The organism is Enterobacter sp. 198, assembly GCF_009025585.1.
GTDB lineage: Bacteria > Pseudomonadota > Gammaproteobacteria > Enterobacterales > Enterobacteriaceae > Enterobacter > Enterobacter ludwigii.
In genome coordinates, this window is the sequence record NZ_WCIM01000019.1 from 390548 (window position 1) to 404642 (window position 14095).

Sequence of the window (14095 nt, forward strand, 5' to 3'; positions counted from 1 at the left end):
TGAGTACGATTCACGGGGATATAACAACATCGGTTTGTATAGCGGATATGTGCGAATGGGCCTTTATTGCAAGCCTGTGTATGTATCAGAGGCGTTGATACAATGTGATACAAACACAGGTCATTGCGTCTTAAAGCGAGACGCGATAACGAACGTAATCGTCGGCTTCGCCATATTGGTCGTAGAGTTTACGTGCCGGGTTGTTCTGCCGCGTGACCCAGTAAAGTTTCGACCACCCTTCGCGCTTGCCTTCGTCCATCAGGGCGTCAATGAGCGCTTTTCCGGTCCCTGCTCCCCGTTGGCTGGCAGCAACAAACAGGTCTTCCAGATAACAAACGGGCGCTGTCGACCAGGTTCCTTCGTGCAAAATACACATGGCGAAGCCGATGACGTTGCCGTCGCTTTCCGCAACCCGGCAAAACATCGATGATCGCTCGTCGAGCGCCCTTTGCCATGTCGCGGCTGTCACGGACTCATCGAGGACACAGTCATAAAAATGAGTGTAGCCGTCCCACAGCGGACGCCACTGGGAATAATCTTCTGCGCGTAAAGCTCTTACCGTAACAGCCATATATTCCTCATATTACAAATCGAAAGCCTTTTAAAAGCAGTTATTGGTAGTAAAGAAGTCCAGCACACCGAAAAAGAATGTGATAGAGATGAAAATACCAGAAGGTGAACAAAAACATAACGCTTAAACAGGGAGAACCACGGATGACAATACCGACGCTAACGACAGACCGCCTGTTACTCATTCCCCTGGTCGCGGAAGATGCCGTCCAGATACAGCGGCTTTATCCACGCTGGGAAATCGTTCGCTATATGGTCTCCTCAGTGCCCTGGCCCTACCCGGATAACGGCGCGGAGTATTATGTTAATAACGTTGCGCTGCCGGATATGGAAAAAGGCATTGCCTGGTTCTGGAGTATTCGACGTCGCGAGGTGCCGGATGAGCTGATGGGGATTATCTGCCTGTACGATGTTGAAGATAATAACCGTGGGTTCTGGCTGGCGCCGGAGTTTCAGGGTAAGGGATACATGCGTGAGGCCAGTATTGCGGCGACGGATTATTGGTTTAACACCCTGAACAAGCCGGTGTTGCGTGCGCCAAAAGCGGCTGCTAACAGCCGCTCCCGTCGTATTTCAGACAGTAGCGGCATGCGGCTTATCAGGACAGAAAAGAAAGCGTACGTCAGCGGCATACTGGACTCCGAACTGTGGGAAATCACCCGTGACGAATGGAATGCCCGTCAGGTCAGTTGATAATATTTATCCGGTAACAGTCTTTCGGGGATCTCTTCTTCATCGTTCATCTGCAACAGGTCTCGTTCCATCATGTTGCAGATGGCGTCCAGCGGCAGGTCATTATCTTCGGTACCAAACGGGTCTTCCAGCTCTTCCGCCAGCGTATCCAGCGAGATAAAGGTGTAAGAAATCAGCGCCGACACAAAAGGTGTCATGTAGTGCAGATCGACGACCAGCGCGAACGGCAGCATGATGCAGAACAGATACACCGTACGATGAAGGATCAGCGTGTAAGCAAACGGTACGGGTGTCGTCAAAATACGCTCGCAACCCGACAGGACGATGGACATGTCGTTCAGCCGGTTGTTGAGACTGTGGAACAGGATATCTGAGAGCTCGCCATTGCGGCGCCTGACGGCAAGCCACTCCCCCATGATCAGTAAAATACGGTTCGCCGGCGAGTTGGCGTTCATCACCTTGCGTAAATCATCTTCCGGAAGATAACGGGAAAGTTGTTCGGCGTTCGTTTCCCGGCGCAGGGTCATGCGCAAACAGTTGGCAAAGGCAATCTGCAGGCGGACAAACTCGCCGAGATGTTTATCGTCCGGCAAGGTGTTTTTTACCTCGCGAAACAGAGAGCGTGCCGCTATCATCAGTTGCCCCCAAAGCTGGCGCGCCTCAACGTAGCGGGAATAGCAGGCGTTGTTTCGGAAACCGAGAAAGATAGCGATCGCCACACCGAGAATGCTAAAGGGCGCAACGGTAAATTTGATGCCAAGGGACGTGTACCACGGCAGCATCAGGATCACGGCGATAGAAAGCAGGAAGTTGAGTAGCAAGCGGGTATAGATTTTTGGCAGTACCGAGCCATGCCAGACAAAGATGAGTTGTAACCAGTGCTGTTTAGGACGAACAATCATAGTGAGTTTCAGGAAAGAAAAAGAGCGTGGCTATTAAACGTGATCCCCCTCACGGTTGCAAGCATGTTAATAAAACATTGAATTTTCTGACCTGGCTAGCCTAAACCGCACGGTGTCAGAGGTGTTTTTTAAAAACAGAGCAAATAGTATGTTGTAACTAATAAGATCCCCATTAAAACCCGGCCGAAGCCGGGCAACGGTGTTAGCAGAGCGGTTTAACCGCCGCACGCATTCCTTGAAGCAGAATAGCATCCAGATCCCGTGTAACCTGCTCGACCAGGCCGTTAACCTGCGTAAGATCTTGCTCCCAGTGTTCGCTCACGCTCAGTACCGATTTTACCAGTTGGCGGGTAGTGATCTGGCGATCGTGATGCTGTGTCCACAGCTGCTGGAAACGCGCCAGCCAGTGCGCGTCGTCCTGAACCGGGTAACTTTCCCCGTTACGCTCCCCGCGATAAAACGCAATCAGTGCCGCTAAAGCAAACGTCAGTCGCGCAGGCAATGACCCGGTTGCTTTCTGCCCTGCCAGCAGCTGCGGCAGAATGCGGGTGCGGAACTTGGTCATCCCGTTGAGGGCAATCGACAGCAGCTGATGTCGGATATAAGGGTTACGGAAACGGCCCGTTACCGCACTGGCGAACGATTCCAGCTCATCACGCGGCAAATCCAGTACCGGAATAATTTCCTCATAGATAGCTTTTTCGACAAAAGCACACACGTCAGCATCGTTCATCGCCTCGCCTACCGTGTCCAGCCCGGCCTGGAAGGCTACCGGTACCAGCGCCGTGTGCGCACCGTTCAGAATGGCGACTTTACGCTCTTTGTAAGGCCGGATGTCATCCACGATCAATACGTTGAGCGGGAACTTATCAAGACGCAGTTCGCTGGCAAGGGAGTCAGGGCCCTGAATCACAAACAGATAGAAGTGTTCGGCGGTATCCAGGAACCCATCCTGATAACCCAGTTCAGCCTGCAGGGCGGCCACTTCGTCACGCGGGTAACCCGTTACAATGCGGTCAACCAGGGTCGAGCAGAAGCAGTTGGCATCGTTCAACCATTCAGTAAAGGCCGTCGGCAGCGCCCAATCCTGCGCGTAGCGCAGCACCAGTTCCCGCAGCGCATCCCCGTTGTAGTCAATCAGTTCACACGGAATGATGACCCAGCCTTTGTCTGGCGCACCGTTAAAATGACTGAAACGCTCGAAGAGCAATCGCGTCAGCTTCGCCGGGTAGCTGACGGCAGGCGCATCTTCAAAGGTGTCGCCCGCGTGATAACCGATCCCGGCTTCCGTGGTATTCGAGAACACAAAGCGCATCTCCGGGTTATGAGCCAGCCTGAGGAACGCATCGTATTCATTATAAACGTTGATTTCGCGGTTAACGGAACGGATAAGACGCGCATCGCTCACCGCGTCGCCCTTCTCGTTCAGGCCGCGAATGATCGTGGTATACAGACCATCCTGCGTATTCAGCGACGGCGGAAAATCACTTTGAATGGGACGAACGACCACCACACCGGCGTTGAGATCGGTATGTTCGTTTAACAGGTCGATTTGCCAGTCGATAAACGCCCGCAGGAAATTGCCTTCACCAAACTGAATGATACGTTCCGGATAGTGTGGACCGGGAAAATCATGACGGTTAAGTGTGTTCACAATGGGTTCCTTTTATAATTAGTCATACAGCCTGATAAGATTGGTACGATAACTTATCAAAACTTTACGACCGGGAACCCTGTTTTGATCAATTCATGATGGAGTTGTGAAAAATAATTATAAGAACTTATAGAACACGGAGGTGGCGGTCATCGCACCGTCCGGCATCAATGCATAGCGCGGGATCTCCCCCACTTTTTGCCAGCCAGCACGCTGGTAGAACGTCTCGGCACCGCTGCCGGTGGACGTATCCAGTACCAGGACCGAAATACCTCTGGCTCTGGCCTGTACTTCAAGTTCTTCCATCAGGGCCATTGCCGCCCCTTTACGGCGCGCTTTTTCATGGACCAGCAGTTTTGCCACATCCGCGCGATGCGGCTGATTCTCCGGCTGATCGGTGATCAACTGTACCGTGCCGATAACACCGTCCTGCGGATCGATACTGGCCAGCACAAGACGTTCATTGCGTCCCACGCTCTCAGCAATACCGCGCCAGAAAGCACGCGCTTTTTCCGGGCTAAAGGGCAACATAAAACTGACGGATGCGCCGCCGTTAACGCAGTTTTCGAGGATCGCGGACAACGCATCAAGGTGGGTGAGGATCTCTTCCCGGGTGAGGTTTTTGATGTGCAGTGAGGTATTCATTGTTTTTCCTTACGTTGAATACCGTCACTGTGCAATTAACATCTTATTAACGCAAACGGATCGATCATAGGCTTTTGTTATGTCATCTTTCGCGATGGCGCTGCTGCTTCATGGCATACATCTTTTCATCGGCCTCTTTTAGCCACTGTTGCAGGTCATGGCCATTGTGGTCGAATTCACTGAGGCCCCACGAGAACAGAAGCGACCACGGATGCAGTTTGCGGGCATTATAATTTTCGACCTGCTCGGCCAGATACTGCATCGCAATCCAGGCCCCCTGCTCATCCGTATCGGCGAACAGCACGGCAAACTCATCCCCGCCAAAGCGAACCAGCAGATCCGCCTCACGGAAGGAGGAACGCATCAGTTGCGCCATCACGTTCAGCGCCTTATCGCCTTCCTCGTGGCCGTAGCGATCGTTTATCTCCTTAAAGCGATCCAGATCCAGCCAGCCGAGGGTTAACGGCTCTGCACGGCGTCGGGCGACGGACAGGGTAAACCGGACGAGCTGATTAAAGCCCCGACGGTTGAATAAGCCGGTAAGTTCATCGGTAGTCGCCGCACTGACGGCGGCAAATTCATCTTCTGCCAGCGCGCCCAGGTCTCCCAGCACGGCAAGATCGGCCGCCGTAAACTCGCGCGGAGAATAATCAATCAGGCAAAGCGATCCTACACTCGCGCCGTCGCGCAGACGCAGCGGGAAACCAGCGTAGAAACGAACGCCGGGCTCACCGGCCACCAGCGGATTATCGGCAAAGCGGTCATCCTGACGCATGTCCCCCACCACCAGCGGCGCTTCGCTGAGGATCGTATGGCCACAAAATGAGATATTGCGCGGGACCGAGTCCGGTGCCTGGCCATCCGCTGACTTCACGATCAGCGAATGCTCATCGATAAGATTGACCATCGCCAGCGGCACCTGGAAAAAGCGTTTTGCCAGACGCGTCAGGCGATCAAAGGCCGGCGAACTGTCGATTTCAAGCAGGCCTGATTCGCGCAGCGAGTTCAGACGTTCCGTTTCATTTTCAGGGGTTGCAGGTGTTTTCATAACGTCTCCTGACGCAAGCTTTACTAAAAGCGTAGCTTAAACAGAGACATTGTCAGTGTACGAATATCCTGTTCAGACGCTATTTGTTAACGTCACTGGCTCATGACGACTAATGCAGTGATGTTTCGCTGCCGGACGTTGCAGTAACCTGCTCATCCGACAGCCGGGCGCTGGTCCGATTTCGCCCCGCTTTCTTTGAACGATAGAGATGATCGTCCGCTTCAGCCATCAGCTTATTAAAGACCTCCGTCAACTGCCATGACTCAGATTTACCGCTGCCCAGGCCAATGCTGACGGTCAGATACAGCGTCTGCTGGCGCCAGGTAAACGGATGATGTGCGACGGTGGTTCGAATGCGTTCAGCCAGTTCAAAACCGTGCTGCGCATCCCCGGAGTTCACGACCACCGCGAACTCTTCTCCGCCCATTCGCGCCACCATACCGTCCTCACCGACAACCTGCTGAACCTGCCGGGCAAAGGCCGCCAGTATGCGATCACCGCACTCGTGACCGTAGTTATCATTGATGCTTTTGAAATAATCGATATCCAGCAGCATGACGGTTAAAAAACGCGAATGCCGGTGCGCCTCTTCTTGCTTTAACGCTTCATAAAGCCCGGAGCGGGAATAGACATGCGTCAGAAAATCATAATCTGCCCGCAGTGACACCTGACGAATCAGTGAATTAATGGCCGCCACGCTGACGGAGACCATCACCGGACAAATAGCCATGGTGGCAATGCCCAGCCGGGCTGAGAACATCATCGGGGTCGAAAGCGGTGTCGCAACGGCAATATTGATAATGGAGTTGGCAACCAGAATGATCTCAACGGCACCCGTGAGAAACGTCAGTAAACAGGTGACGGGCAGCGGGTAGCGTACCGCACACCAGATAAGCGCCGGCAGCGGGAAACAGAGGCTCCCCGCGCCGCCAATCACCACCGACGCGACCACCGAGACTATCAACGCCATAACCGGGAACAGCTGTTCCAGGCGTAACTGAATATCACGCACGGGCAGGCTAATCGTCAGCATACACGGCACAATCAGCACCCCCGTTGAAAACTGCTCGCTAAACCAGTCGGCAAACAGCGGCCAGAAGGTGTGACTGTCGATACCGACCGACCCCACCGCGCCAAGCAAGGCACACAGCAGCGCGGCAATCAGGCAGTAGTTAAACAGACGCAGCGCATTAAGCGGATCGGGGGTTTTCATCAGCCGTTTATCACGCAGAACCAGTATGGCGACCACGACGATAAAAATCATATTCGACAGGTTAATCACCAGCGAGGCCATTCCCCAGCTGGTGGTGACCGCGTCGTACATCAGCATGGCAACATACGCGACCGCGTAGTTATGCAGACGATTCAGATAAGCATAACGGGCGAATACTCCCGCCATAACGCCATTCAGTGGCCAGAACAGCGACAACGCTTCAACCAGACGCAATTCAGCACCCACAAAATAGAATAAGGTGGTGAGAATAAAGATCCACGACGCATTACGCAGCGGAGTATCGGGTTGAAAAAACCTGAAGGCAGAGAGAGCAGAACGCATTAAATATCATTCCGTATAATAACTTATGGCGATTATGTCGATCGTCAGCAGGATCTGAACTAACTTAACCTGCATCTATAACACAAATACAACAGGATCATAACTCGTCAAATTTAGGCGTTCATCTGCAGCACCAGCCAGTGGTGGATCACGCTGACGATATAATGCTGTTGCTGCGCGCTGAGCTGAACACCCTGCGGAATGTTATGCCACTTTGCCAGACAGCCACGACAACAGGTGGCGGTGGCATGCTGAGCGATAAACACCGGATGACCGCGCATGGGCGTCTGTTTCCCGTCATTGGTGGGATGGGCCGGTGCAAGACGCCGGGCAATAAAATCGGCGGCGTGCTGGTCAATGGTTTCGGCACCTTTGTCCCAGCAGTACTGCCGTTCCTTCGTACCTAAGCGAAAGCGCGAACGAAAAGGCGATCGCGCCAGGCGGACAAAAAGCGGATCCAAGGTTGACATCAGTATACGGAACGTCCCAGACGTTGGGTCAGTTTCTCCAGAACTGCCACACCGGCAAGTGAATTTCCCGTTTCATCCAGCTCCGGGCTCCAGACGGCAATCGCCATTTCGTGAGGCACGATTGCCACCACCCCGCCGCCGACACCCGATTTAGCCGGAAGACCGACGCGCCAGGCAAACTCTCCGGCGTTCTGATACATCCCGCTGGTCGCCATCAGGGCATTCACCTGACGCGCCTGCATGGGCGAGACAACATCTTGATCGAGGTGCGGCGCATGCCCCTGATGGGCGAGGAACAAGAATGTCTGTGCCAGTTCAACACAGCTCATTTCCAGCGCGCAGTAATGAAAATAGTTTTGCAGCACGGTGGCGACATCGTTATGGAAGTTACCAAACGATTTCATGAGCCAGGCGATAGCCGCGTTACGGGCGGAGTGTTCAAACTCCGAGCGCGCCACCACCGCATTGTAGGCAATATCGGCGACGCCCGAGAGCTGGCGGACAATTTCAAGCATGCGCTGGCGAGGGGCGCTGAGACGGCTTTGCAGCATATCGCAAACCACCAGCGCACCGGCATTGATAAACGGGTTACGCGGTTTACCCTGTTCAATTTCGAGCTGAAGCAGTGAGTTGAAAGGCTGCCCGGACGGATCTTTCCCCACGCGGTGCCAGATTTCGTCTTCCTCATACTGGCGCATGGCCGCAACCAGACTGAGTACTTTTGAAATGGACTGAATTGAAAAACGCTCGGTGGCGTCACCGGCCTGGTAACGCTGCCCGTCTACCGTACAAATGGCAATACCCAGCTTATTCCCGCTGACCGAGGCAAGGGCCGGAATATAGTCGGCAACCTTCCCTTTTCCAATTAACGGACGAACCTGCGACAGAATCTCGTCCAACATCTCATTATGGATGACCGCAGCCACACTTTGCTCCTTGCCCTCAGGCTAAAACGGGCTGCGAGTATAACAGAGGCTTATATGTTGCGTCAGGCGCTAAGACGAAAACGCGAAACCGCCTGCAATAAAAGATCGGATTGCTTATGCAGCCGTTCAGAGGCATCCGACGCTTCAGACACCAGCATGTCGGTCTGACGGGAAACCTGATTTAACGCCTGAAGCTGCCGCGTCATTTGATGAATGCTCTCCCCCTGGCTCAGTGTCGCGACCGAGATCTCATTCAGCAGACTGCTTAAATTAGCCACCAGCCCGATCACCTGCTGCAGATTATCTTCCAGCAGGTTAACGGCCCGGGAACCGTCTTCGATGCCCTGCAAAGAGTGATTGATCAGCGCCTGAATAGTCTGCGTCGAGTGGCTGCTCTTTCTGGCCAGCAGCCCCACTTCCCGGGCGACAACGGCGAACCCGCGCCCGTGGTTCCCCGCATGGGCGGCCTCGATGGCCGCATTCAGTGCCAGAATGTTGGTCTGAAACGCCACGCTGTCGATCATCGCCACGATCCCGCGCATCTCTGACGATCGGTCAACGATCGCCTGCATGGAGGCATTGACGGTTGTCATCATCCGATCGCCACCCGCGGCTACCTGGCGCGCCTCGTCCGCCCGTGAGCTGGCGAGTTTTGCATAACCTGTATTCCCTTCCACGTGGTTTTCCAGCGCGGCAATGTGTGTCGTCACATCCTCAAGCTCTTTCGCCTGACGAGCCGACTGCAGATACAGCTTCTGGTTGCCCTGAGCCAGCGAGCCTATATTTTCAACCATTGCGTGGGTGGCATTGCTGACCTGGGTCACCAGTTCCTGCAGTCCGTGTTGCAGGGTGGAAACACTGTCGCTTAACTGTCCGATCTCCTTGTTAAAGCGCAGTACGCCCGGCGGTGTACCGGACAGGTCTCCTGCCGCCAGTTGGTTAATGTGAGCAATCAACCGTCGCAGCGGCGTAATGACCCAGCGGGACATGCCGAACCACACCAGAATGGCGATGGCAAGCAGCAGAACCGGCGCTATCAGAAAAAGCGTTTGCAGGCCAGAGAGTTGCGCCATCAGACTCTGGCGGCCCTGCATCGCCTGCTTCTCGCTGGCCTGCTGATAGCGGGCATAGTTTTCGTTGAAGTCAGTCTGAAAAGCCTGGGCAGGTACGGCAAAAAAGGCGTCGATCGTGTTGGTCTTGATGAGCCCTTCCGCCTGCTCCTTGATGGCACCGTAGAAAAGCTGGTAGCTGGTGATCATGGCATCATCTTTTGGCGGATTGAGCGCCAGCCAGGCGTTCCAGGCCTGCTGAGAAACCGTCAGCGACGCCTGAGCTTCGTCCATCAGGCTGTGCCAGCTTCCTTCAGAGCCGGTCTCTTTATCCTGCATAAACCAGACGCCGGAGCGGTTAAGCAGATCGCTTGCTGCCAGCAGAGACACGCGGGCCAGATCCAGTTTGCTCTGTTGCTGGTACGCCAGCAGATTTTGCTGCTCGTTGCGCTGAGCGTCCTTCAGGGAAGCATTGAGCAAAAATGAAGAGGAGAGTTGCAGTGCGGAGAAAAGACCAATAATACAGAAAATACCGGTCAGCAGGCCAAACTGACGAGGGATGAGGCGCTGCGCAATACGGCGAAAAATTTGCGTTAGGTTCATAATTTTCTTCAGTAACAAGACGTTAGACGCGTGCGAGTCTACGAAACGAAAATGACAGAACCATTGCAGGAAAATGACAACGGCCTTCGTGCTGAAGGCCGTTATCGGAGAGCGAACTAGACTCTGTTCTTCCATACCGTTTGCACGTTACAGAACTCGTGCAGACCGAAGTGGGAAAGCTCACGACCAAAACCGCTCTTCTTCACGCCGCCAAAGGCCACGCGCGCATCGCTGGCGCTGAAACCATTGATGAACACCCCACCGCACTCCAGCTCACGGGAAAATTTCTCCGCCAGCGTATCGTTCGCGGTAAAGACGGTTGCGGACAGACCAAAGTCGCTGTCGTTAGCCAGCTGCAGCGCGTGCTCCGCGTCTTTCGCAACGCTAACCGCCGCAACCGGACCAAACAGCTCCTGACGAAATGCCGTCATGCTGGCAGTGACATTCCCCAGCACGGTCGGTGCATAGTAATTACCTTCACCGGCGACTTTCTCCCCGCCAAGCAGCAGCGTGGCGCCTTCGGCCAGCGTGGCCTGCACCTGCTGATGCAATTCATCACGCAGGTCAAATCGCGCCATCGGGCCAATAAAGTTTTCTTCGCTATCCGGCGCCCCCATCTTCAGGGCTGCCGTCGCCTCGACAAAGCGCTGGGTGAAAGCATCAGCGATGCCCTCTTCCACAATAAAGCGCTTAGCGGCGGCGCAAACCTGTCCGGTATTCTGATAACGTCCGGCCACGGCTGCTTTCACCGCCAGATCCAAATCAGCATCATTGAGCACAATAAACGGATCTGAACCGCCCAGCTCCAGAACGCATTTCTTCAGTGCTGCCCCTGCCTGCGCACCAATCGCCGCCCCCGCGCGCACGCTGCCGGTTACAGTTACGGCAGCAATACGACGGTCGTTGATCGCCTGGCTCACGCCCTCATTCGTGGCATTCACCCAGCCAAAGGCACCCTGCGGAAAACCGGCGTCAGCAAATACCTGCGCAATAAGGTCAGCCGAGCCGAGTACGTTTGGCGCATGCTTGAGCAGATAGCTGTTCCCGGCCAGCAGGATGGGTACCGCGCCACGCAGTACCTGCCAGAGCGGGAAGTTCCACGGCATGACGGCAAGAACAGGTCCCAGCGGTCGGTATTCAATCACCGCGTTCTGGTTTTCTACCAGGGTCGGTTCAGGCTGCAGCATTGCCGGGCCGTGTTCCGCATACCAGTCGCAGAGGCTGGCGGATTTTGCCACTTCAGCACGCGCCTGCAAAATGGGTTTGCCCATCTCACGGGAGATCATTCGGGCCATCTCGTCTGCACGGTTTAGCAGCGCGCTGGCGAGATCGCGCAGCTTTTGCGCCCGGTCTGAAACGCTTACGCGTCTCCACTGACGAAAACCGGCATCAGCCTGCGCAATTGCGCGTTCAACGTCGTCGGTGCTCGCCCACGGATACGCCGCGAGCGTCTCACCAGTGGCTGGGTTAACAGAGAGGGCATGTGTAGCAGAGGAATAAGTCATGATGGTCTCCACGTAATAACGGTTGATTCATTGTGGCGCACTCTGCTATTTCTTAAAAATGAATAATACTAACCACCTTGTTCACGAATCGAGAATGGTATGGACTTAACTCAGCTTGAAATGTTTAACGCCGTGGCGCTCACCGGCAGCATCACCCAGGCGGCGCAAAAGGTGCATCGCGTTCCGTCGAACCTGACCACCCGCATCCGCCAGCTGGAGGCCGATCTTGGCGTTGAGCTGTTTATTCGTGAGAACCAGCGTTTACGTTTATCTCCCGCCGGGCATAATTTCCTGCGCTACAGCAAGCAGATCCTGGCGCTGGTCGATGAGGCACGAATGGTCGTCGCCGGTGATGAACCGCAGGGATTATTTGCGCTTGGCGCGCTGGAGAGTACCGCCGCCGTGCGTATTCCGGAAAGCCTGGCGCAGTTTAACCAGCGCTATCCACGTATCCAGTTTGCCCTCTCTACCGGGCCGTCCGGCACAATGATTGACGGCGTACTGGAGGGAACCTTAAGCGCCGCGTTTGTCGACGGCCCCCTTTCGCATCCGGAACTGGAAGGCATGCCGGTTTACCGGGAAGAGATGATGCTGGTCACGCCCGCCGGGCATGCAGAAGTGGCACGCGCCACGCAGGTAAGCGGCAGTGACGTCTACGCCTTTCGCGCAAACTGTTCGTATCGCCGACATCTGGAAAGCTGGTTTCACGCCGACAGAGCCACACCCGGGCGTATTCATGAAATGGAGTCTTATCACGGCATGCTCGCCTGCGTCATCGCGGGCGCCGGTATCGCGCTGATGCCTCGTTCGATGCTGGAAAGTATGCCAGGCCACCATCAGGTGGAAGCCTGGCCGCTGGCAGAAAACTGGCGCTGGCTCACCACCTGGCTGGTCTGGCGCCGCGGGGCTATGACCCGCCCGCTGGAGGCTTTTATAGCGCTGCTAAACGAACGTCAACCACCAGTGCCTTCTCCATAAACAGGCTCAGCGGGTCATCAACATACGGCGGAAACGCCGGACGTTGCTCATAGCCGCACTGCTCATACAGACGGACGGCGGCATGTTGCCGGATGCCCGTTTCCAGGCGAAGCGTGTGGCAGTGACGGCTCAGGGCTTCATCTTCCAGCGCCGCCAGCAGCATCTCGCCGAGATGTTGCCCGCGATGAGCCGGATCGATATACACCCGTTTCATTTCACCGGTCCCGTCGCCGTTGAGCACCACGGCACCACACCCGACGGCATGAAGCTGCCGGTCCCGAATAATCATCAGGATCAGCGAGGCTGTCGGCAGTTCGGTCAGATCGAGCAGGTGGTTACTTTCAGCGGGATAGAGTTCGCTCTGATAGCGGTCAAGCGCGGCAATCAGATGCAAAATATCAGGGTGATGTGCAGATTCAGCGGTAATGGAATACATGGCGGGCTCCTTGTTGTTTTTATTTCAACATAGCGCAGCCCTGCACACGTGCTTCATACCGTTAACTTATATCAGCATTGCGGTTCAGGCTGACGAGGGTATCTCTTAGCCAGCGGTGTCCTGCGTGGTTATGGCTGCGTTCATGCCAGATAAGACTGACGTCAAACGTCTCTTTCAGCCAGGGGAGTTCCACCACGGTGAGCGGGTTAATGGTTCCCATAATTAATCGTCGGGGCACCAGTGCTACCAGATGGCTCATCTGCACCATGCCGGGAACAAACAGAAATGATGCCGCAGACACCGCAACCTTACGTTGCAACCCTGACTCCGCCAGCATGACATCCAGCGGCGTGGTAAAACCGCCCCCCGAGGGGGACACGATAATATGCTCAAGTTTTGCGAACGCTTCCATTGTCAGTTGGTCGTTCAGTTCAGGATGCTGAGGGCGCCCGATAAGCACGTACGATTCGTCATAGAGATATTGCGTTCTGAGCTGCGCCTGAGCAGGGTCTGGCGTGGCTATGGCAGCATCAACATCGCCTGAGCTCAGTTGATGGGCCAGCTGATGCGGATCGTAATTCCTGACAGCAATACGCACGCCGGGGGCAATCTCTTGCAGGGTCACAATCAGCGGCATAATGACCGCGGCCTGCACGTAATCAGTACAGGCCAGAGAGACCGTTAGCGAATCGTGCAGCGGATCAAAGTCCTCATGTGATTGCAGCGTATCCCGTATTTTTGCCAGCGCCCCGCCAAGCGTCGCCATCAGCTCAAGAGCTTTAGGGGTTGGCGTCATCCCCCTGCGCCCCGGGATCAATAACGGATCGTTAAACATCCCCCTCAGCCGGTTAAGCTGCGCACTGACGGCAGGCTGGCTAAGACAAAGCCGGCTGGCGGCCCTGGTGACATTTTGCTCCGCGACCAGCGCTTCCAGAGTCAGCAGCAGGTTTACGTCAGGCTTTTTGGTATTCATAGGATGGATATCATGTAAGAAATAAATCGATTTCACGCTCGCCGCCCGCATTCCGATAATGCACTACCGCAACAACACAGAGCGAGAA

14 protein-coding genes are annotated in these 14095 nt (G+C 55.0%); 2 read left to right on the plus strand and 12 right to left on the minus strand.

The features are described 5' to 3' along the window. Window positions 1-130 precede the first annotated feature (130 nt). A complete protein-coding gene (locus F8561_RS11900; RefSeq protein ID WP_014170062.1) occupies window positions 131-571 on the minus strand; it encodes a GNAT family N-acetyltransferase in 441 nt (146 codons plus the stop codon). A 143-nt stretch (window positions 572-714) separates the two neighbouring features. On the opposite strand from F8561_RS11900, the gene F8561_RS11905 reads away from it, so the two are divergent. Then, window positions 715-1263: a GNAT family N-acetyltransferase gene (locus F8561_RS11905; protein ID WP_025204195.1), complete on the plus strand. Its 549-nt coding sequence runs from the start codon at window positions 715-717 to the stop codon at window positions 1261-1263. Here the strand turns inward: F8561_RS11905 and F8561_RS11910 are convergent. From F8561_RS11910 to sad, 9 genes are all read right to left on the minus strand, one after another. Further along, window positions 1251-2165, minus strand: coding sequence for a bestrophin family protein (locus tag F8561_RS11910; protein WP_014170060.1), 915 nt, complete (start codon window positions 2163-2165; stop codon window positions 1251-1253). The genes F8561_RS11905 and F8561_RS11910 overlap by 13 nt on opposite strands. Window positions 2166-2367: 202 nt before the next feature. Next, entirely contained in the window at window positions 2368-3819 is a 1452-nt protein-coding gene (locus F8561_RS11915; RefSeq protein WP_014170059.1) for a tagaturonate reductase, read from the minus strand. Window positions 3820-3936: 117 nt separating this feature from the next. After that, complete coding sequence (locus tag F8561_RS11920; RefSeq protein WP_020884147.1) at window positions 3937-4464, minus strand: GNAT family N-acetyltransferase; 528 nt, start codon at window positions 4462-4464, stop codon at window positions 3937-3939. An 82-nt stretch (window positions 4465-4546) separates the two neighbouring features. Then, a complete protein-coding gene (locus F8561_RS11925; RefSeq protein WP_014170057.1) occupies window positions 4547-5512 on the minus strand; it encodes a sensor domain-containing diguanylate cyclase in 966 nt (321 codons plus the stop codon). A gap of 109 nt (window positions 5513-5621) precedes the next feature. Continuing rightward, window positions 5622-7067, minus strand: a complete 1446-nt coding sequence (locus tag F8561_RS11930) for a GGDEF domain-containing protein (RefSeq protein WP_020884148.1) — start codon at window positions 7065-7067, stop codon at window positions 5622-5624. A 113-nt stretch (window positions 7068-7180) separates the two neighbouring features. Continuing rightward, on the minus strand, window positions 7181-7537 hold the full coding sequence (locus F8561_RS11935) for a DUF4186 domain-containing protein (protein ID WP_047356499.1): 357 nt from the start codon (window positions 7535-7537) through the stop codon (window positions 7181-7183). Further along, complete coding sequence (glsB, locus tag F8561_RS11940; RefSeq protein ID WP_020884150.1) at window positions 7537-8463, minus strand: glutaminase B; 927 nt, start codon at window positions 8461-8463, stop codon at window positions 7537-7539. The genes F8561_RS11935 and glsB overlap by 1 nt, the downstream gene beginning before the upstream one ends. Window positions 8464-8525: 62 nt before the next feature. Further along, window positions 8526-10115, minus strand: coding sequence for a methyl-accepting chemotaxis protein (locus F8561_RS11945; RefSeq protein WP_151887495.1), 1590 nt, complete (start codon window positions 10113-10115; stop codon window positions 8526-8528). Window positions 10116-10231: 116 nt separating this feature from the next. Then, window positions 10232-11620: a succinate-semialdehyde dehydrogenase gene (sad, locus tag F8561_RS11950; protein ID WP_151887496.1), complete on the minus strand. Its 1389-nt coding sequence runs from the start codon at window positions 11618-11620 to the stop codon at window positions 10232-10234. Between the two features lie 99 nt (window positions 11621-11719). Here sad and ptrR point away from each other — a divergent pair, with 99 nt between their 5' ends. Then, window positions 11720-12598, plus strand: coding sequence for a putrescine utilization regulator PtrR (ptrR, locus tag F8561_RS11955; protein WP_014170051.1), 879 nt, complete (start codon window positions 11720-11722; stop codon window positions 12596-12598). On the opposite strand, the gene F8561_RS11960 is transcribed toward ptrR, so the two are convergent. Together F8561_RS11960 and F8561_RS11965 are read right to left on the minus strand one after the other, a co-directional pair. Further along, on the minus strand, window positions 12552-13034 hold the full coding sequence (locus F8561_RS11960) for a GNAT family N-acetyltransferase (RefSeq protein ID WP_014170050.1): 483 nt from the start codon (window positions 13032-13034) through the stop codon (window positions 12552-12554). The two genes, ptrR and F8561_RS11960, sit on opposite strands and share 47 nt — an antisense overlap. A gap of 61 nt (window positions 13035-13095) precedes the next feature. Then, on the minus strand, window positions 13096-14007 hold the full coding sequence (locus tag F8561_RS11965) for a LysR family transcriptional regulator (RefSeq protein ID WP_226778048.1): 912 nt from the start codon (window positions 14005-14007) through the stop codon (window positions 13096-13098). Window positions 14008-14095: the final 88 nt, after the last annotated feature.